The 17536-nt window shown below is 62.9% G+C and carries 15 protein-coding genes; 8 read left to right on the top strand and 7 right to left on the bottom strand.

The annotated features are described in order from the left end of the window. Positions 1 to 183: 183 nt before the first annotated feature. Positions 184 to 1317 (bottom strand): nitronate monooxygenase, encoded by a 1134-nt coding sequence (locus tag Q7U29_RS23970; protein WP_304745477.1) that lies wholly within the window; start codon positions 1315 to 1317, stop codon positions 184 to 186. Between the two features lie 271 nt (positions 1318 to 1588). Between Q7U29_RS23970 and Q7U29_RS23965 the strand changes: the two genes are divergently transcribed. Further along, positions 1589 to 3259 (top strand): NAD(P)/FAD-dependent oxidoreductase, encoded by a 1671-nt coding sequence (locus tag Q7U29_RS23965; RefSeq protein ID WP_304745475.1) that lies wholly within the window; start codon positions 1589 to 1591, stop codon positions 3257 to 3259. A gap of 143 nt (positions 3260 to 3402) precedes the next feature. Here Q7U29_RS23965 and Q7U29_RS23960 read toward each other — a convergent pair whose 3' ends face one another. The 3 genes from Q7U29_RS23960 to Q7U29_RS23950 form a co-directional block, all read right to left on the bottom strand. Next, positions 3403 to 4674, bottom strand: a complete 1272-nt coding sequence (locus tag Q7U29_RS23960; RefSeq protein WP_304745473.1) for an acyl-CoA dehydrogenase family protein — start codon at positions 4672 to 4674, stop codon at positions 3403 to 3405. Between the two features lie 126 nt (positions 4675 to 4800). Further along, positions 4801 to 5178 (bottom strand): VOC family protein, encoded by a 378-nt coding sequence (locus Q7U29_RS23955; protein WP_304745471.1) that lies wholly within the window; start codon positions 5176 to 5178, stop codon positions 4801 to 4803. Between the two features lie 57 nt (positions 5179 to 5235). After that, positions 5236 to 6015: an SDR family NAD(P)-dependent oxidoreductase gene (locus Q7U29_RS23950; protein ID WP_304745469.1), complete on the bottom strand. Its 780-nt coding sequence runs from the start codon at positions 6013 to 6015 to the stop codon at positions 5236 to 5238. 180 nt (positions 6016 to 6195) lie between these two features. Here Q7U29_RS23950 and Q7U29_RS23945 point away from each other — a divergent pair, with 180 nt between their 5' ends. Genes Q7U29_RS23945 through Q7U29_RS23935 form a run of 3 tightly spaced genes read left to right on the top strand, consistent with a single transcriptional unit; the run spans position 6196 to position 8349 of the window. After that, a complete protein-coding gene (locus Q7U29_RS23945; protein ID WP_304745467.1) occupies positions 6196 to 6987 on the top strand; it encodes an enoyl-CoA hydratase/isomerase in 792 nt (263 codons plus the stop codon). Next, positions 6987 to 7964: a phosphotransferase family protein gene (locus Q7U29_RS23940; RefSeq protein ID WP_370691820.1), complete on the top strand. Its 978-nt coding sequence runs from the start codon at positions 6987 to 6989 to the stop codon at positions 7962 to 7964. Before Q7U29_RS23945 ends, Q7U29_RS23940 begins: the two co-directional genes overlap by 1 nt. Positions 7965 to 7974: 10 nt before the next feature. Then, entirely contained in the window at positions 7975 to 8349 is a 375-nt protein-coding gene (locus Q7U29_RS23935; RefSeq protein ID WP_304745463.1) for a DUF6285 domain-containing protein, read from the top strand. Between the two features lie 126 nt (positions 8350 to 8475). Here the strand turns inward: Q7U29_RS23935 and Q7U29_RS23930 are convergent, their stop codons facing one another. Further along, complete coding sequence (locus Q7U29_RS23930) at positions 8476 to 9255, bottom strand: enoyl-CoA hydratase-related protein (RefSeq protein WP_304745461.1); 780 nt, start codon at positions 9253 to 9255, stop codon at positions 8476 to 8478. A 222-nt stretch (positions 9256 to 9477) separates the two neighbouring features. On the opposite strand from Q7U29_RS23930, the gene Q7U29_RS23925 reads away from it, so the two are divergent. Further along, positions 9478 to 10752 (top strand): acyl-CoA dehydrogenase family protein, encoded by a 1275-nt coding sequence (locus tag Q7U29_RS23925; protein ID WP_304745459.1) that lies wholly within the window; start codon positions 9478 to 9480, stop codon positions 10750 to 10752. A gap of 349 nt (positions 10753 to 11101) precedes the next feature. On the opposite strand, the gene Q7U29_RS23920 is transcribed toward Q7U29_RS23925, so the two are convergent. Together Q7U29_RS23920 and Q7U29_RS23915 are read right to left on the bottom strand one after the other, a co-directional pair. Beyond that, a complete protein-coding gene (locus tag Q7U29_RS23920; protein WP_304745457.1) occupies positions 11102 to 12679 on the bottom strand; it encodes a fatty acid--CoA ligase in 1578 nt (525 codons plus the stop codon). A 219-nt stretch (positions 12680 to 12898) separates the two neighbouring features. Next, entirely contained in the window at positions 12899 to 13771 is an 873-nt protein-coding gene (locus Q7U29_RS23915) for an SDR family oxidoreductase (RefSeq protein WP_304745455.1), read from the bottom strand. A 110-nt stretch (positions 13772 to 13881) separates the two neighbouring features. On the opposite strand from Q7U29_RS23915, the gene Q7U29_RS23910 reads away from it, so the two are divergent. The 3 genes from Q7U29_RS23910 to Q7U29_RS23900 all read left to right on the top strand — a co-directional run bounded on the left by Q7U29_RS23910 (position 13882) and on the right by Q7U29_RS23900 (position 17334). Further along, a complete protein-coding gene (locus tag Q7U29_RS23910) occupies positions 13882 to 14694 on the top strand; it encodes a crotonase/enoyl-CoA hydratase family protein (RefSeq protein WP_304745453.1) in 813 nt (270 codons plus the stop codon). A gap of 137 nt (positions 14695 to 14831) precedes the next feature. After that, the gene (locus Q7U29_RS23905) at positions 14832 to 16379 is read left to right on the top strand and encodes an acyl-CoA synthetase (protein ID WP_304745451.1); all 1548 of its coding nucleotides are present in this window, start codon (positions 14832 to 14834) and stop codon (positions 16377 to 16379) included. Positions 16380 to 16644: 265 nt separating this feature from the next. After that, on the top strand, positions 16645 to 17334 hold the full coding sequence (locus Q7U29_RS23900) for a hypothetical protein (RefSeq protein WP_304745449.1): 690 nt from the start codon (positions 16645 to 16647) through the stop codon (positions 17332 to 17334). The last annotated feature ends 202 nt before the right edge of the window (positions 17335 to 17536 follow it).

Genomic DNA, 17536 nt, shown 5'->3' with positions numbered 1-17536 from the left:
GAATAAGAGCTTGTTGACCGACGTCTCTGGGTTCTGCTTCCACCTTTGCACGATCACATCCCCACTCATTCTTCTCCGCAATTCACGGAGAAACCCTTCGTCATGCCTCTACTCTTGACATGGGACATAAGAGGATGAGGTCGGAGATGTTTTCACGAAACTCTCACCATGAGGGACCGCTTGCTACTCCGCCACCAGCGCGTTCATGTGCTCGACCGCCTCGGCAAAATCTTCCTTGAACTCCTGCACCACGGCGCCGGCGGATTTGACGCTGTCGATCAGGCCGACGCCCTGGCCGACGAAATAGCTGACGAGGTCGCGCGCCTGTGCATTGCCGGAGGCGGCGGCGCGGTCGATCGAATTGAAGGCGTCGCGGCTGATGATGCTCTGCAGCGGCATCGGCAGCGCGCCGGGGCTGTCCGGTCCGCGGTCCCACGCATCGGTCCAGACCGAGCGCAGCTGACGCGCCGGCTTGCCGGTGCGGCCTTTCGATCTGATGGCGTCGCGCGAGGAAGCCGCGATCATCTTCTCGCGGAAGATTTCGGTGGTTTCGGATTCGACGGTGGCCAGCCACACCGAGCCGGTCCACACACCGGCCGCGCCCATCGCCATGCACGCCGCCATCTGCCGTCCGGTCATGATGCCGCCGGCGGCCAGTACCGGCACGTCGCGGATCGGCTTGATCGCCTTGATCACCTCGGGCACCAGCACCATGGTGGAAACCTCGCCGCAATGGCCGCCGGCCTCGGTGCCCTGCACCACCAGAATATCGACGCCGGCCGCGACCTGACGCAGCGCATGTTCCTTGGCGCCGACCAGGGCGGCCACCGGCACGCCGTGCTTCTTGCCCATCTCGATCATCGCCTTCGGCGGCACCCCCAGCGCGTTGGCGATCAATTTGATCGGATGGTTGAAGGAAACTTCCAGCAATTCCATCGCGCGCTGCGCGTCGAATGGCTGTGGTTGGTTGTCGGCAACATTGGTCGTCGTCAGTTCGATGCCGTATTTCTTCAACAGGTTTCTGGTGAAGGCGCGATGCTCCGGGGAGATGCGTGCTTCCAGATTCTTCCAGGTGACGTCCTTTTCGCCCGCCGTCGAGATATTCTCGGGGATCAGCACGTCGAGCCCGTACGGCTTGCCATCGGCATGGTCGTCGATCCATTTCAATTCCTGCTCGATCGACTCGGGCGAATGCGCCGTCGCGCCGAGCACGCCAAAGCCGCCGGCGCGACTGACCGCTGCCACCACGTCGCGGCAATGGCTGAAGGCGAGCAGGGGAAATTCGATCCCCAGCATGTCGCAGATCGGCGATTTCATGGTTGTGCTCACTCCCTGCGGCAGGCTTTGGCGCTGCTCGTTTTTGGTTTGGACGGCGAATGCTGAGGCGACGCTAGCGCATCAAGGGCATCGAAGCCAAGCGGGTTTCCGCCCAGCGGTCTTGCGTCGAGGCGCCGGGAATCGGTATGGCGCAACAAGGCATTCCATGTGGCAAAATATGCAACCCGCCACCGCCGATTTGGCTCTTGCGCTTTGGCGTCGCGGGTAGAATGCTGCCGCTCAACACAAGAAGAATTTCAAGGGAGTTCGAATGTCCGCCGTGCAATCCGCGTCAGCCAAAGGCCAGCCCGCAGCCACCGGGGCTTACGACGTCGTCGTGGTCGGCGCCGGTTTTGCCGGCATGTACATGCTGCACCGGCTGCGCCAGCAGGGCCTGTCGGCGCGGGTCTATGAGCAGGGCGGCGATGTCGGCGGCACCTGGTACTGGAACCGGTATCCCGGGGCGCGCTGCGACGTCGAGAGCATGCAGTATTCCTATTCCTTCGACGAGGAACTGCAGCAGGAGTGGGAATGGAGCGAGCGCTACGCGCCGCAGCCGGAGATTCTGAAATATGCCGGCCATGTCGCCGACCGCTATGATCTGCGCCGGGATATCCAGTTCGATACAAGGGTCGATCGGGCTGCGTTCGACGAAACCGCCAACAGGTGGTCCGTGGCCACTTCCGACGGCAACACCGTAACGGCGAAATACGTGGTTCTCGCCACCGGCTGCCTGTCGAATGCGCGGATGCCCGATATCAAGGGCCTCGCCGGATTCAAGGGCAAGGTCTATCACACCGGACATTGGCCGCATGAACGGGTAGACTTTACCGGCCAGCGCGTCGCGGTGATAGGGACGGGCTCGTCGGGGATCCAGGCGGTGCCGGTGATCGCCGAGCAGGCCAGCCATCTCACGGTGTTTCAACGCACCGCGAATTTCTCCATTCCGGCCCGCAACGCCGCGCTGACGGCGGAAGAGCGGGAAGCGTTTCGATCGAACTATCCCGAGATCCGGCGGATCGCGCGCGAGGAGATGCGGAACGGGATCGTGCAGGAAGTGCCTGATCGGGGCGCGCTGGATGACGGCGAAGACGAACGCCGCGCCCGGTTCGAGTCGCGCTGGAGCAAGGGCGGCCTGACCTTCATGGGCGTCTACAACAACCTCGCGTTCGACAAGGCCGCCAACGACACCGCCGCCGATTTCGTTCGCAACAAGATCGCGGAGATCGTCGAGGACCCGCACACGGCAAAACTGCTGCAGCCGAACGATCACCCGATCGGCTCGAAGCGCATTTGCATCGATACCGATTATTTTACCACCTTCAATCGTCCGAACGTGACGCTGGTCGACATCAAATCCGATCCGATCCAGGGAATCCTGCCGCACGCGGTTCGCACCTCGGCAAAGGAAATCGAAGTCGACGCGCTGGTGCTGGCGACCGGATTCGATGCGATGACGGGTTCAGTCGCCAAGATCGACATTCGCGGCCGCAACGGGCAGACGCTCAATCAGAAATGGGCGGAAGGTCCCAGGACCTATCTCGGCCTGATGAGCGCGGGCTTCCCCAATCTGTTCATCATCACCGGCCCCGGCAGCCCGTCGGTGCTGTCGAACATGATCGTCTCCATCGAGCAGCATGTCGACTGGATCACCGACTGCATCGCCCATATGCGCGACCGCGACCTTGTCGCCATCGAGGCCAGCCGGGATGCCGAGGACAAGTGGGTGGCGCATGTCAACGAGGTCGCGCGCACCACGCTCTATCCGCAGGCCAATTCCTGGTACATGGGCGCCAACATCCCCGGCAAGCCGCAGATCTTCATGCCCTATATCGGCGGCGTCGGCCTCTATCGCCAGATCTGCAACGATGTCGCGGCAAAGGGATATGAGGGCTTTGCGATGACGGCAGCGAAGCCGCTGAAGCGGGCCGTATCGTCGTGAGCGTCGTATTTCGTAGGGTGCGCAAAGCCTCCGCCATCGCTCGAAGAGCGAAGGCGGGGGCGTGCCCACCACTGTACTTGTCGTGAAACTGATGGTGGGCACGGCGCGAAGAGTGCGCCTTTGCCCACCCTACGGCACCTTCGTCAGTGCTGCTGCAACTCGTGGCGACCCACCACCATCCAGTGGACTTCGTCGGGTCCGTCGGCGAAGCGGAGGTGACGCACGTCGGTGTACATTTCCGACAGCGGCGACCACTGCGAAATGCCGGTGGCGCCGTGCATCTGGATTGCCTGGTCGATGATGCGGCAGGTGCGCTCGGGCACCATGGCCTTGACCATGCTGACCCAGACCCGCGCCTCCTTGTTGCCGAGCACGTCCATCGCCTTGGCGGCCTTCAGCACCATCAGCCGCATGGCTTCGATCTCGCAGCGCGCCTGCGCGATGATCTGCAGATTGCCGCCGAGCTGCACCAGCTTCTTGCCGAAAGCTTCGCGGGTCAGGCCGCGCTTGACCATGAGGTCGAGTGCCTTCTCCGCCTTGCCGATGGTGCGCATGCAGTGGTGGATGCGGCCCGGGCCGAGGCGGACCTGCGAGATTTCGAAACCGCGGCCTTCGCCGAGCAGCATGTTTTCCTTGGGCACCTTCACATTGTCGAACTTGATGTGCATGTGGCCGCGCGGCGCGTGATCGTGGCCGAACACGGTCATCGGGCCGATGATCTCGACGCCGGGCGTGTCGATCGGCACCAGGATCTGCGACTGCTGGTTCTTCGGCGGCGCGTCGGGATTGGTCTTGACCATCGTGATCATGATCTTGCAGCGCGGATCGCCGGCGCCGGAAATGTAGTATTTCTCGCCGTTGATGACCCATTGGTCGCCGACCAGTTTGGCCGTGGTCGAGATGTTCTTCGCGTCGGACGAGGCGACGTTCGGCTCGGTCATCGCATAGGCGGAACGGATCTCGCCGGCGAGCAGCGGCTTCAGCCACTTCTCCTTCTGCTCCTTGGTGCCGACCCGCTCCAGCACTTCCATGTTGCCGGTGTCGGGCGCCGAGCAGTTCATTGATTCCGAGGCCAGCGGGTTCTTGCCGAGTTCGGCTGCGATATAGGCATAATCGAGGTTGCTGAGGCCTTCGCCGGTTTCGGCGTCGGGCAGGAAGAAGTTCCAGAGTCCCTCGGCCTTGGCCTTGTCCTTGGCCTTCTGCAGCACGTCGAGTTGGCCGGGTGCGAAGCTCCAGCGATCGGCCTTCTTCTCGCCGAGCCGGTAGAATTCAACCGACATCGGCTCGACGGTTTCGCGGATGAACTTGTTGACATGGTCGAACAGCGGCCGCGCCTTGTCGGACATGCGCAGGTCGTTCAACTCGTCGCCGGGGTCCATGGCATAGCTCGTGGACACACTGACGTTCTTGTTCATGTTCTTGATCCTCCCAGGAAAAGCAACTTTACAGCCGCGCCAGGCGCAAGTCTGGCGCTATTTGATCACCGGAGCCGAATTATTGCTGTTTGAAACAATGTTCGACCGCGGCCAGTCGACCTGGAGTTAGGCCATCCGGTGCATGGCGCAGAGCTTGTTGCCGTCGGGATCGCGCAGATAGGCGAGATAGAGTTTGCCCATCGGACCTTCGCGCAAGCCCGGCGGATCCTCGCAGCTCGTCGCGCCATTGGCGATGCCGGCCGCATGCCAGGCATCGGCCTGCTCGGGCGAAGCGGCGAGAAACCCGATCGTCCCGCCATTGGCAGGGGTCGCGGGCTTTCCGTCGATCGGCTTCGATACTGAAAAAACGCCGGTCTTGGTGCGGTAGAAGATGCGATGGCGATCGACCCGGCCGGGCGGAACGCCGAGCGTGCCGAGCAACGCGTCATAGAACGACTGAGCTTTCTCGAGATCGTTGGTTCCGATCATCACGTGCGAAAACATCCTGTATTTCTCCCCTGTTTGCCGCGGCTGCAGCCGTTTCGTTTTGCTGTTGCAGTATCAGAACGCTGTATAGCCGCCGTCGATCACAAAGCAATCGGCGGTGTGATAGGACGACGCCTGGCTCATCAGATAGACCGCGATGCCGCCGAAATCGGCGGGTTCGCCGAACCGCCGCGCCGGAATGCGCGGCATCACGTTGGCGACGAATTTCTCGTTGGCCATGATGCCCGCGGTCATGTCGCTCTTGATCCAGCCGGGCAGGATGGCGTTGGCGGTGACGCCCTGGCGCGCCAGCTCGACCGCCAGCGCGCGGCACAACGCGTTGATGGCGGCCTTGGTGGCGGCGTAATGCTCGTTGCGCGCGGTGCCGAAAATCGATGCCAGGCTGGAAGTCGCAACCAGACGGCCGAAGCGATCGCCTGCTTCGGCGCGTTCGGTCATGTGTCGTGCCGCGGCCTGGAACACGTGGAACACGCCGTCGAGATTGGTGGCGAACATTTTTCGCCACTCGTCCTCGGTGCGGTCGATGAAGGCGCGCCGGCCGCCGCCGCCAATGCCGGCATTGGCGAAACAGCCGTCGACCCGGCCGAAGGTTTCCAGCGTGGCGGCCATCGCCGCCTTGACCGAATCGGGGTCACTAACATCGCAGATTCGTGTGTCGGTCTTGCCCTTGGTACCCGCCATGGTCGCCGCCGCGGCCTTGTTCTTGTCGGCGTTGCGGCCCCAGATCGAGACGTTGCAGCCGGCCGCGGTGAGCGCCTGCGCTATGCCGAGCCCGATACCGCCATTGCCCCCGGTAATGACGGCGACGCGGCCGGTGAGGTCGAATATGCTCATGGTGGAATCCTTGAGGTGTTTCCATTTGGGTCAGCGCGCTTCAGATCTGCGTCCGAAGGCGGTCAGATGTTCTGGTCCAACCATGGACAAGGCTGTCCAGAAAATCAAATATGGCTTCGAGATCAAATCCCTTTGTACCGCAGGGCGAAATAATGCGGGTCATAACTCACGAGGAAACCAATGCAGTTCAAGCACGTCACGCTGGATATCGACGGTCCGGTCGCCATCCTGAAGCTCGACCACCAGGAGGTGATGAACGCGGTGTCGATGGACATGCTGGGCGGCCTTGCCGAGGCGCTCGACACCATTGAGGAGAAAAGGGCCGAAATTCGTTGCGTGGTGCTCACGGGGGCGGGCCGCGCCTTCTGCACCGGTGCCAATCTGCAGGGCCGCAACAATCAGAAGCCGGGCAAGAGCAATGCGGGCTCGTCGCTCGAAATCGGCTTCCACCCGTTCCTGCGCCGGCTGCGCAACCTGCATTGCCCGATCGTGACCGCCGTCAACGGCCCCGCGGCCGGCGCCGGCATGAGCTTCGCGCTGATGGGCGACATGATCCTGTGCGCGCGCTCGTCGTATTTCCTGCAAGCGTTCCGCCGCATCGGCCTGGTGCCCGATTGCGGCTCGACCTGGCTGCTGCCGCGGATGATCGGCAAGGCGCGCTCGGTGGAGCTGTCGCTGATGGGCGAACGGCTGCCGGCCGAAAAGGCGCTGGAATGGGGGCTGGTCAACCGGGTCCATGACGACGCGGTGCTGATGGAAGAGGCCATGAAGCTCGCCCATGAGCTCGCCAACGGCCCGACCATCGCGCTGTCGCTGATCCGCAAACTGTACTGGGACAGCCCGGAAAACTCGTTCGAGGATCAGCTCAACCTCGAATTCCAGTCGCAGCGCACCGCCGGCGCGGCGGAAGATTTCAAGGAAGGCGTCACCGCGTTCCTGGAAAAGCGTCCCGCCAAATTCAAGGGCAGATGATGCAGGAAGCGCTCGGGCGCTGCGTCGCGTCGTGGTGTCCGGGTGCGACCGGCGTCACCAATGCGGCGCGCCTGTCCGGTGGCGCCAGCCAGGAGACCTGGTCGTTCGACATCGTCCATCCCGATGGCGTCATCGGCGCGATCCTGCGCCGTGCGCCGCCGGGCTATGGCGCGGCGCCCTCGCGGGCGGCCGGGCTCGATGCCGAGGCGATCCTGATGCAGCGGGCGTTCGACGCCGGCGTGCCGTCGCCGCGCGTGCTGCATGTGCTGCAGCCGCAGGACGAGCTCGGCACCGGCTTCGTCATGGCGCGGGTCGAGGGCGAAACCATCGCGCGCAAGATCCTGCGTGATGCCGGGTTTGCCGAGGCCCGTCCGATCCTGGCGCACCAGCTCGGCCAGGTCGCCGCCGGCATCCATGGGCTGGCGCTGGCGCAGCTGCCCAAGCTGCGTCACATGACGGCGGCAAGGGAAATTGGCGAGCTCGAGCGGGATTACCGCAGTCTGAGCTGGCCGCGGCCGGTGTTCGAACTGGCGCTGCGGTGGCTGCGCGACCACGATCCCGGGCCGTCGTCAGAGGTGACCTTGGTGCACGGCGATTTCCGCCACGGTAATTTCATCATCGGCCCCGACGGCGTGCGCGCGGTGCTGGATTGGGAGCTCGCGCATATCGGCGATCCGATGGAAGATCTGGGATGGATCTGCGTCAATTCGTGGCGCTACGGCGAGATCGACAAACCGGTCGGCGGTCTCGGCACGCGCGAGGAACTGTTCGCCGGCTACCAGGGGGCCGGCCGCCAAGCCGATCCGGCGCGCGTCAAATTCTGGGAAGTGATGGGCACGCTGCGCTGGGGCGTGATGTGCTGCGGCATGATGCAGCGCTTTCGCATCGGCCCCGAGCGCTCCATCGAGCGCGCCATGATCGGCCGCCGCTCGTCGGAAACCGAGATCGATCTGTTGCGGCTGCTGGCGCCGAGATAGCGAGGCTGAGATGCAGGACGAACCGACACCGGAAGAACTGACCAGGGGGGTCGCGGATTTCCTGCGCAACGACATCGCGCCGCTCATCAGCGGCCATAACGCGTTCAAGCTGCGCGTCGCCATCAACGCGCTCGACCTGGTGACGCGGCAGCTCAGGTTCGAAGAGGGTAGCGACGCCGCCGAAGCGGCGCGGCTGTCGCAGCTGCTGGGCCAGCAGGGCTCGCTCGGCGAACTCAACCGCGCACTCGCCGATCGCATTGCGAAGGGCGAGGTGGATCTTCGGACGCCGGGACTGGCAGAGCATCTGTGGCAGACCACGATGGACAAACTCGCGGTCGATCAGCCGAATTACGGGTCGTATAAAAGGGAGTTGGGAGCGAAGTAGGTTGGCTCCGCCCTATCAACGTCATTGCGAGGAGCGCTTGCGACGAAGCAATCCATCTTTCTTGCTGTTGATCGATGGATTGCTTCGCTGCGCTCGCAATGACGTTGAGGGAGCGGTGCGTCCCAGCTACTTCCCCAGCCATTTCGGCGGGCGCTTCTCGGAAAACGCCTTCGGGCCTTCGATGTAATCCTGCGACGCCGCCATCGCCTTCACGGCGGGATATTCGCGCTGCTCGGAGATCGCCTGCTCCAGCGAGACCGACAGCCCCTTCTGGATCGCCTGCTTGGAGGCGCGGATCGACATCGGCGAGTTCTTGCAGATGGTTTCGGCCCAGCGCTCGGCGGCCGCCAGCGCTTCGCCCGCCGGCACCACTTCATTGACGAAGCCGAGTTCCTTGCCTTCCGCTGCCGAAACATGGCGCGCGGTCAGGATCATGCCCATGGCGCGCTTCAAGCCGATCTGGCGCGGTAGCCGGTGTACGCCGCCGGCCAGCGCGGCGAGGCCGACGCGCGGCTCCGGCAGCGCGAAGGTGGCATTCTCGGAGGCGATGATGAGGTCGCAGGCCAGCGCGATCTCGAAGCCGCCGCCCATGGCGACGCCGTTGACGGCGGCGATGATCGGCTTGTCGCAGTCGAACCGCGAGGTGAGTCCGGCAAAGCCGCCAGTGTCCCAGCCGCGCTTGCCGCCCGCCGCCTGCCATTTCAGATCGTTGCCGGCGCAGAACGCCTTGTCGCCGGCGCCGGTGACGATCGCCACCCATTGTTCCGGATCGCTGGAGAAATCGTCGAACACCTTGTTCAGTTCGAAATGCGCATCGGTATGCAGTGCGTTGTACACTTCCGGCCGCGACAGCGTCACGATCGTGATCGGGCCCTTGCGTGTCACCCTGGAAAATTTCAGTTCCATGTTTTCTCCCCGTGATTTTTTCTGTGGTGCGGAATGCTGGACGGAATAATAGCGCGTGCCCGCCATCCGATACCATCCAATTACGCTGGGCGCCTGCGCGTGCCAAGCGCCGCCCGGTTGCTTGACTTGGACGCCGTCTTCTCAGCTTAATCGATCCGAAGCGGGGGCGCGTAGCGCCTTAACGCAAAACGACAAATAACGATATCTTTGGGAGAGACCGCCGTGGATTTCAATCTGCCAGCCGACCTGGTCGCCTATCTCGACGAACTCGACCAATTCATCGCGCGCCAGATCAAGCCGATCGAGGCGGCGGATGACAACATCCGCTTTTTCGATCATCGCCGCGAATGGGCGCGCACCGATTTCGACAATGGCGGCCTGCCGCGCCATGAATGGGAAGTGCTGCTGCGCAGGGTGAAAGACCTCGCCGACGCCGCCGGGCACCTGCGTTTCGCGATCCCGAAACAGTATGGCGGCAAGGCTGGCTCCAACCTCTGGATGGCCGTGATCCGTGAGCATTTCGCCGCCAAAGGGCTTGGGCTGCACAACGACCTGCAGAACGAACATTCGATCGTCGGCAATCTGCCGCTGGTCACCATGCTCGACCGCTACGGCCGCGACGACCAGAGGGCGATGATCGAGGGCTCGATCACGGGAAAATTCCGCATCACCTTCGGCCTCACCGAACCCGACCACGGCTCCGACGCCACCCACATGGAGACCCGCGCGGTCGAGGCGACCCGCGACGGCGTCAAGGGATGGGTGATCAACGGCGAGAAGATGTGGACCACCGGCATGCATGTCGCGACCCATTGCGCGCTGTTCGCGCGCACCAGCGGCAATGACGGCGACGCCCGCGGCATCACCTGCTTCCTGGTGCCGGCCAAGGCAAAGGGCGTGAAGGTCGAGGAATATATGTGGACCTTCAACATGCCGACCGACCACCCGCGCGTCAGCTTTACCGACGTGTTCGTGCCCGACGATGCACTGTTCGGCGAAGTCGGCCGCGGCCTGTCGCTGGCGCAGTGTTTTGTTCATGAGAACCGGATCCGGCAGGCCGCGAGTTCACTCGGGGCCGCCGTGTACTGCATCAATGAAAGCGTGAAATACGCGCGTGAGCGAAAGCCGTTCGGCAAGGCGCTGGCCGAGAACCAGGCGATCCAGTGGCCGCTGGTCGAGCTCGCCACGCAGGCCGAGATGCTGCGGCTGTTGATCCGAAAAACCGCGTGGGAAATGGACCAGCTGACCCAGGCGCAGGTCGAGCACACGCTGTCCGACCGGGTTTCGATGTGTAATTTCTGGGCCAACCGGCTGTGCTGCGAGGCCGCCGACCGGGCCATGCAGGTACATGGCGGCATGGGCTATTCGCGCCACAAGCCGTTCGAGCACATCTACCGCCACCACCGCCGCTACCGCATCACCGAAGGCAGCGAGGAAATCCAGAAGCGGAAGGTGGCGGGATTCCTGTTCGGGTATATGGGCGCGGGTAAGCATTGAGGGGCGATAGCGCACAGCTCCCTCACCACGTCGTCCCTGCGAACGCAGGAACCCATAATCCCGGTCGTCAATTGCAGGAGCGAGACGCTTCAACAAGGCCGCTTACACTTCCCGCAACCGAGACTGCACGGCGTCTGGGTCCCTGCGTTCGCAGGGACGACGCTGATAGAGGATACGGGTCGCCACCAACACTCGTCATTGCGAGGAGCCCTTGCGACGAAGCAATCCATGTCACAGCGCAAAGAAAGAATGGATTGCTTCGCGGAGCCTGTCATCGGGCGCGCATTCGCGCGACCCGTTGGCTCGCAATGACGTTGAGAGAGCTGCGCTCGTCGTAATGACGATGCTTTTAATTCACCTGCCGGTCCTTCCCCGCCCAGTACGGGTCCCGCAGATGCCGGCGCAAAATCTTTCCCGATGCATTCCGTGGCAAGGCCTCGATGAAATCGACGGTCTTCGGCGTCTTGAACCCCGCGATGCGCTCGCGGGTAAAGTTGATGATGTCGGATGACGTCGCCTTCTTGCCGGGCTTCATCACCACGATCGCCTTGACGGCTTCGCCCCATTTGTCGTCGGGCACGCCGACCACGGCGACTTCGGCGACGTCGGGATGGTCGCAGATCGCGCTTTCGACTTCGGCGGGGTAGATGTTCTCGCCGCCGGAGATGATCATGTCCTTGATGCGGTCGTGGATGTAGAGATAGCCATCCTCGTCCATGTAGCCGGCATCGCCGGTGCGCAGCCAGCCCTCGCTGTCGAGGGTTTTGGCGGTGGCTTCCGGCAGGTTCCAGTAGCCCGCCATGTTGGAGCCGGAGCGCGTCGCGATCTCGCCGACCTCTCCTGGCGGCAACCGCTTGCCGTTGGCGTCGAGGATCGCGAGTTCAATGCCGGGCAGGGCCTTGCCGGCCGAGCGCATGCGGTCCAGCCCCTCGACGTGGTCTTCCGGCGGCAGCGCCACGATGGTGCCGGTGGTCTCGGTCATGCCGTACATCTGCACGAAGCCGCACTTGAACACCTCGATGCACTCCTTCAACAGCGCCGCAGGAATCGGCGAGGCGCCGTAGAGCATGTATTTCAGCCTGGAAAAATCCACATGGCGGGCGCGCGGCTGCCGCACCACGAACTGCATCGCGGCCGGCACCATGAACAGCTTTGTAATCCCGGACTGCTCGAAGAAATCCAGAACTTTGGTCGGATCGAACTCGCGCGCGATCACGCCCCTGGCGCCGTGATAGAGCCCCATCACGCCCCAGCCGGAGCCGCCGATATGGAAGATCGGCATCGCCACCAGCGAGACGTCATCTGTCGACCACTTGTTCCAGTCGGGCTTCTGATCGCGGCCGGTCTCCACCAGGTTGAGAAAATTGGCATGCGACAGCATCGCGCCCTTCGGCTTGCCCGTGGTGCCCGAGGTATAGAGCTGGATCGCGATGTCCTTGCGGTCGATCGGGACCTTCGGGTCGTCGCCGCTCTGGGCGTCGCGCCAGGCGATAAAATCCTGCCATTCCGGCGCGCCGCCTTCGGTGGTGATGACGTGGCGAACGCTCGGCAGCTGCGGCAGGATGCTGCGGACCTGGGTGATGAATTCCGGGCCGACGAACAGCACCGGCGCCTTGCAGTCGTCGACGATGAAGGCGACCTCCGGTCCGGCCAGCCGCCAATTGACCGGCGCCATCACCACGTTGGCCTTCATCGCGCCCATCAGCAGCTCGAAATAGATGTCGCTGTTCTTGCCGAGATAGGCGATGCGCTCGCGAGGGCGGACGCCAAGCGCGATCAGGGCGTTGGCGACGCGGTTGGTCTTGATGTCGAACTCGGCGAACGAGGTCTGGCGTCCCTCGAATTCATAGGCGATGGCGTCGCCGCGCGCTTTGGCGCGCGCGCGCACCATGTCGGCCAGGTTGGCCGGTTCCTCTGAGGCGGACATGTTTCTCCCGTGTGGTTTGTTTTTTGATTGCCGCGATAGTGGCGTCGTTGCGCGGCAAAGACAATACAGGGGAGCGTTGTTCCTCAATATCCCAACACGTCGTCCCTGCGAACGCAGGGACCCATACGCCGTGTCGTCTCGGCGAAGCGCGGTAGCAATCATCCCGCGCAATAACGAACGCCTGGAGTTATGGGGCCCTGCGTTCGCAGGGACGACAGTTCACCCTCTCTGGGCGCGGTCCTTTTCGTTCTGCGCCTTGATCGAATCGCGGGCCCGGGTCCAGTCGGCGTCGGTCCAGTCACGCATCTCGTAGAAGTTGCCGCCGGTGGCCAGCGCCTGGGCGCCGTCCATGGCGATGGTCTCGCCGTTGATCCAGTCGCAGCCGCCGGAAATCAGGAACACCGCGAGGTTCTGCAGCTCTTCCATCTTGCCGACCCGGCCCATCGGATTCCTGGCAATGGTGCGCGCGCCGGGCTCGTCGCCGGGGTTGAGGCGCTTGCTCATGCCTTCGGTCGGGATTTCGCCGGGCGCGATGGTGTTGAGCCGGATGCCGTAGCGGCCCCATTCCATCGCCAGCGACATGGTCATGGCGTGGATCGCGGACTTGCTCATCGCCGACGGCACCACATACGGGCTGCCGTTGCGGACCCAGGTCACGGTGATCGACACCACATTGCCGGGCTGTTTGGCGGCGATCCAGCGCCGGCCCACCGCGTGGGTGACATAGAAGGTGCCGTGCATGACGATGTTGGCGATCGCATCGAAGCCGCGCGGCGTCAGATCCTGGGTGCGCGAGACGAAATTGCCCGCGGCGTTGTTGATGAGATCGGTGAGCGGGCTTTGCGTGAAGATGGTTTCGATCATCTCGTCGACCGCGAGCGGGTTGCGGATATCGACACCGTGGGTTGTCACCCGGCCGCCATAAAGGTCCATCAGCTCGGTCGCGGTTTCGTCGCAGACGCCCTTGCGGCGCCCGCAGATATGAACCTCGGCGCCGAGTTCGAGGAAGCGCGCTGCCATGGCTTTGCCGAGCCCGCTTCCGCCGCCGGTTATGAGGATGTTTCGTCCGGTAAGGAGTTTTTCAGTGAACATAGCTGGTTCCACCCAAAGGGATTGCCTGTTAATTGGTTGATTGACTAAATCCGCACTACGTCTTTCTGTAAAGCGGCAACAATCAAGAACGAGTCTAAGGGAGAATTTGGATGGAGAAGCGCGTCGAGGTCACGATTTCGGACGGCGTCGCCGACGTCCGTCTGGTCCGGGCGGACAAGATGAACGCGCTCGATGCCGCGATGTTCGAGGCGCTGGTCGCCACTTCCGCCGCGCTCGCCCAGGAAAAAAGCCTCCGCGCGGTGGTTTTATCCGGGGAGGGGCGGGCGTTTTGCGCCGGTCTCGACATGGGACGATTTGCCGCCATGAAGGAAAAGGGCGGCAACGGGGTCGCTGGCGGCGAAAAGCGCGACCTCTCCGTGCGCACCCATGGCCTCGCCAATTTTCCACAGCAGGCGGTGTGGGGCTGGCGGCAGCTGCCGGTTCCGGTGATCGCCGCGATCCAGGGCGTGGCGTTCGGCGGCGGCTTTCAGCTCGCGCTCGGCGCCGACATGCGGTTCCTCAGCCCCGATGCCCGGATGTCGATCATGGAGATCAAATGGGGGCTGGTGCCCGACATGGCGGGGACGCCGATCCTGGCCAGCCTGGTGCGCGACGATATCCTGCGCGAACTGACGTTTACGGGACGGATTTTCTCGGCACAGGAGGCCCTGAGCTACGGCCTCGCCACCCGGATCTGCGACGACCCGCGCGCGGCGGCCTTCGAACTGGCGCGCGAGATCGCCGGCAAGAGCCCCGACGCCATCCGCGCCTGCAAGCGCATGCTCAACAACCTCACCGTCGATCCCGGTCCGGCGCTACTCGCCGAATCCGTCGAGCAGATGAAGCTGATGGGCAGCCCCAACCAGCTCGAGGCTGTCAGCGCCAACATCGAGAAGCGCGCGCCGCGCTTTGCGGATGCGTGACTCACACTCCGTCATGGCCGGGCTTGTCCCGGCCATCCACGTCTTCACTTCGCCGCAACAAGAGTAAGGCGTGGATCACCGGGACAAGCCCGGTGATGACGAGCACCACTGTGTTCTCCAGCAACGAAAAAAAGAAAATGACCGAAGCATCCCCACTTTTCCTCGGCATCATCAGCGGCGGCCGACGCCGCAGCCATGCCGAAATCGCCGATCGCGCCGACCGCATCGCCGGCGGATTGCGCAAGCTCGGCGTCGGGCAGGGCGACAGCGTCTGCATACTGATGCGCAACGATATCGCCTTCATCGAGGCGGCCTATGCCGCGATGCGGCTCGGCGCCTACGCCGTGCCGGTCAACTGGCATTTCAAGCCGGAGGAAATCGATTACATCCTGAGGGATTCGGGAACGCCGGTCCTGATCGGCCATGCCGACATGCTGCATCAGCTTCGCGATGCCATTCCGGCTGGCGTCACCGTGCTCAGCGTGCCGACGCCGCCGGAGATTCTTGGGAATTACAAGATCGATCCTGATCATCTCGCCACGCCCGATTTCGCCACCGATTTCGAACCCTGGTTGCAGGCGCAGGCGCCCTATGACGGCCCGGCGCTGCCGCAACCGCAGAACATGATCTACACCTCGGGCACCACGGGGCATCCCAAGGGTGTCAGGCGCAATGCCCCGACGCCGGCGCAGAGCGCCAATGCGGAAGCCATGCGGGCGATGATCTACGGCCTGAAGCCGGGCGCGCGGGCGCTGCTGCCTGGTCCGCTTTACCATTCCGCGCCGAACTCGTTCGGGCTGCGCGCCGGGCGTCTCGGCGGCGCGCTGGTGCTGATGCCGCGGTTCGACCCCGAGGAATTCCTGGCGCTGGTGCAGGATCAGAAAGTCGACACCATCTTCATGGTGCCGACTATGTTCATCCGGCTGATGAAGCTGCCGGAAGCAGTGCGCGCCAAGTATGACATGTCCTCGTTGCGACACATCATCCACGCCGCGGCGCCTTGTCCGGCCGACGTCAAGCGCGCGATGATCGAGTGGTGGGGGCCGGTGATTTACGAGTTCTACGGCTCCACCGAGTCGGGCGCGGTCACTTTTGCGAACTCCGAGGATGCGCTGAAGAAGCCAGGCACGGTGGGGAAGATCGCGCCGGGCGCGGAGCTGCGCTTTGTCGGCGACGATGGAAAGATTTTGCCGCAAGGCGAGATCGGCGAGATCTATTCGCGGATCGCGGGAAATCCGGATTTCACCTATCACAACAAGCCGGAAAAGCGCACCGAGATCGATCTCGACGGCTTTATCACCTCGGGGGACGTCGGCTACATCGACCAGGACGGCTACGTCTTCATCTGCGACCGCAAGCGCGACATGGTGATCTCGGGCGGCGTCAACATCTATCCCGCCGAGATCGAGGCCGCCCTGCATGCGGTGCCCGGGGTGCACGACTGCGCGGTGTTCGGCATTCCCGACCCGGAATTCGGCGAGGCGCTGATGGCGGTGGTGGAACCGCAGCCGGGCGTCACGCTGGATGTCGGCTCGATCCGCGCGCAGCTCAGGGCGACGCTGGCCGATTACAAGGTGCCAAAACACGTCGAAATCCAGCAGACCCTGCCACGCGAGGATTCCGGCAAGATCTTTAAGCGCCGCCTGCGTGATCCCTATTGGGAGCGGGCGGGGCGACGTATCTAATGCGCCGAAGCCGACTTGTTGCGTTCAGCCTGTGGTGGAGAGTTTTTCATCCTTAAATTGTTGCCCGTTTTGGTTGTGAATACCGAGGATATCGAGGATAAGTAGTCGACGGAGACGTCAAAAGCCTCAACCAAAAGTAGCGTTCTCCCGCCGCCGGGGCGCGGCTGGGGAGCGGCTTTAATTCTGTATTGCGGGTAGTGTCTCGATCGGCGCGCCGAAGTAGTATGGAAGGGCGTACGGCTCCCTATTTCATAGGGGCTCGAAAATGTTTTCTCAATTCGTCGGACGGAGGGGGGCCAAGTCGAGCGGTTGGCGGCTGATGGCTATATTGGTCTCGGCTTTTTTCGTCGGTGTTCTGATGGCTACGTCAGCTCAAGCCGATCCGCCAAGCGCCAAGCCGCCGGCCAATCCCGCAATTGTTGATTGGGGAGGACTTGGCTGGGGAATCGGAGTTGCTACTAATTTTGACATAGGTGGCAGACGGGTCGGCACAGCGGACATCGTGAACGACCTTGTCCGCGTAAAGGATGCGTCCAGCAACGTTGGAGTCAGCTTCGTTCTGGAGGCCCATTATTTCCTGCGAGACTATCAGTTCAAGTTTGGGAATTCGAACTGCCAAGCGGGAACCTTCAACTATTACAATTGTACCGAGGTGGCTCACGGCCCCTTTGTTGCACTCGAAGTTGGTGGCGGTAGTTCTGCGAAACCCGGCGCGGACGGCATCATTTCGGCATTGGCAATGGGATGGATGGTTGGTCTGCGGCATCCGGGGAGCAGCGGCGACAACAATTATTCCAGCTGGAATTTTGGTCTTGGCCTTCGGGTAACTCCCAATAGCCAGGTTCTCGGCGATGGAGTTATTGCGAACCAGCCGCTGCCGGCAGGAGAGACGGTTATCCGCTACAAAACCGAGCCTCGTTACGGAGTGATGCTCATGTCATCGTTTAGCTTTTGACCACGATGAGTTACCGCCCTAATGCCGGCAATTTGACTTTCCGGTAAGCCCAACCCATCGAAGCCGAATTCTTCGACTTCGATGGGTGAGCTATTTACTCGACAGAGGATCACCGCACGCCGCCATCTTTATCTTGCACTGCGGCAAAAAACTTGCACACTCCAGAACTGCCGGGCAATTTCTGGAGTAACCGACCATGTCA

This window comes from Bradyrhizobium sp. (assembly GCF_030654605.1).
Lineage (GTDB): Bacteria > Pseudomonadota > Alphaproteobacteria > Rhizobiales > Xanthobacteraceae > Bradyrhizobium.
The sequence above is the reverse complement of the archived record's forward strand: the minus strand, read 5'-3'. Positions and strand labels throughout refer to the sequence as shown.

Coding starts and splice junctions, on each gene's coding strand:
- Q7U29_RS23955 (WP_304745471.1), bottom strand. CDS start 5,178: ATGTTTTCGCACGTGATGATCGGAACCAACGATCTCGAGAAAGCTCAG.
- Q7U29_RS23960 (WP_304745473.1), bottom strand. CDS start 4,674: ATGAACAAGAACGTCAGTGTGTCCACGAGCTATGCCATGGACCCCGGC.
- Q7U29_RS23945 (WP_304745467.1), top strand. CDS start 6,196: ATGCAGTTCAAGCACGTCACGCTGGATATCGACGGTCCGGTCGCCATC.
- Q7U29_RS23935 (WP_304745463.1), top strand. CDS start 7,975: ATGCAGGACGAACCGACACCGGAAGAACTGACCAGGGGGGTCGCGGAT.
- Q7U29_RS23915 (WP_304745455.1), bottom strand. CDS start 13,771: ATGTTCACTGAAAAACTCCTTACCGGACGAAACATCCTCATAACCGGC.
- Q7U29_RS23920 (WP_304745457.1), bottom strand. CDS start 12,679: ATGTCCGCCTCAGAGGAACCGGCCAACCTGGCCGACATGGTGCGCGCG.
- Q7U29_RS23970 (WP_304745477.1), bottom strand. CDS start 1,317: ATGAAATCGCCGATCTGCGACATGCTGGGGATCGAATTTCCCCTGCTC.
- Q7U29_RS23965 (WP_304745475.1), top strand. CDS start 1,589: ATGTCCGCCGTGCAATCCGCGTCAGCCAAAGGCCAGCCCGCAGCCACC.
- Q7U29_RS23950 (WP_304745469.1), bottom strand. CDS start 6,015: ATGAGCATATTCGACCTCACCGGCCGCGTCGCCGTCATTACCGGGGGC.
- Q7U29_RS23910 (WP_304745453.1), top strand. CDS start 13,882: ATGGAGAAGCGCGTCGAGGTCACGATTTCGGACGGCGTCGCCGACGTC.
- Q7U29_RS23905 (WP_304745451.1), top strand. CDS start 14,832: ATGACCGAAGCATCCCCACTTTTCCTCGGCATCATCAGCGGCGGCCGA.
- Q7U29_RS23930 (WP_304745461.1), bottom strand. CDS start 9,255: ATGGAACTGAAATTTTCCAGGGTGACACGCAAGGGCCCGATCACGATC.
- Q7U29_RS23940 (WP_370691820.1), top strand. CDS start 6,987: ATGCAGGAAGCGCTCGGGCGCTGCGTCGCGTCGTGGTGTCCGGGTGCG.
- Q7U29_RS23900 (WP_304745449.1), top strand. CDS start 16,645: ATGTTTTCTCAATTCGTCGGACGGAGGGGGGCCAAGTCGAGCGGTTGG.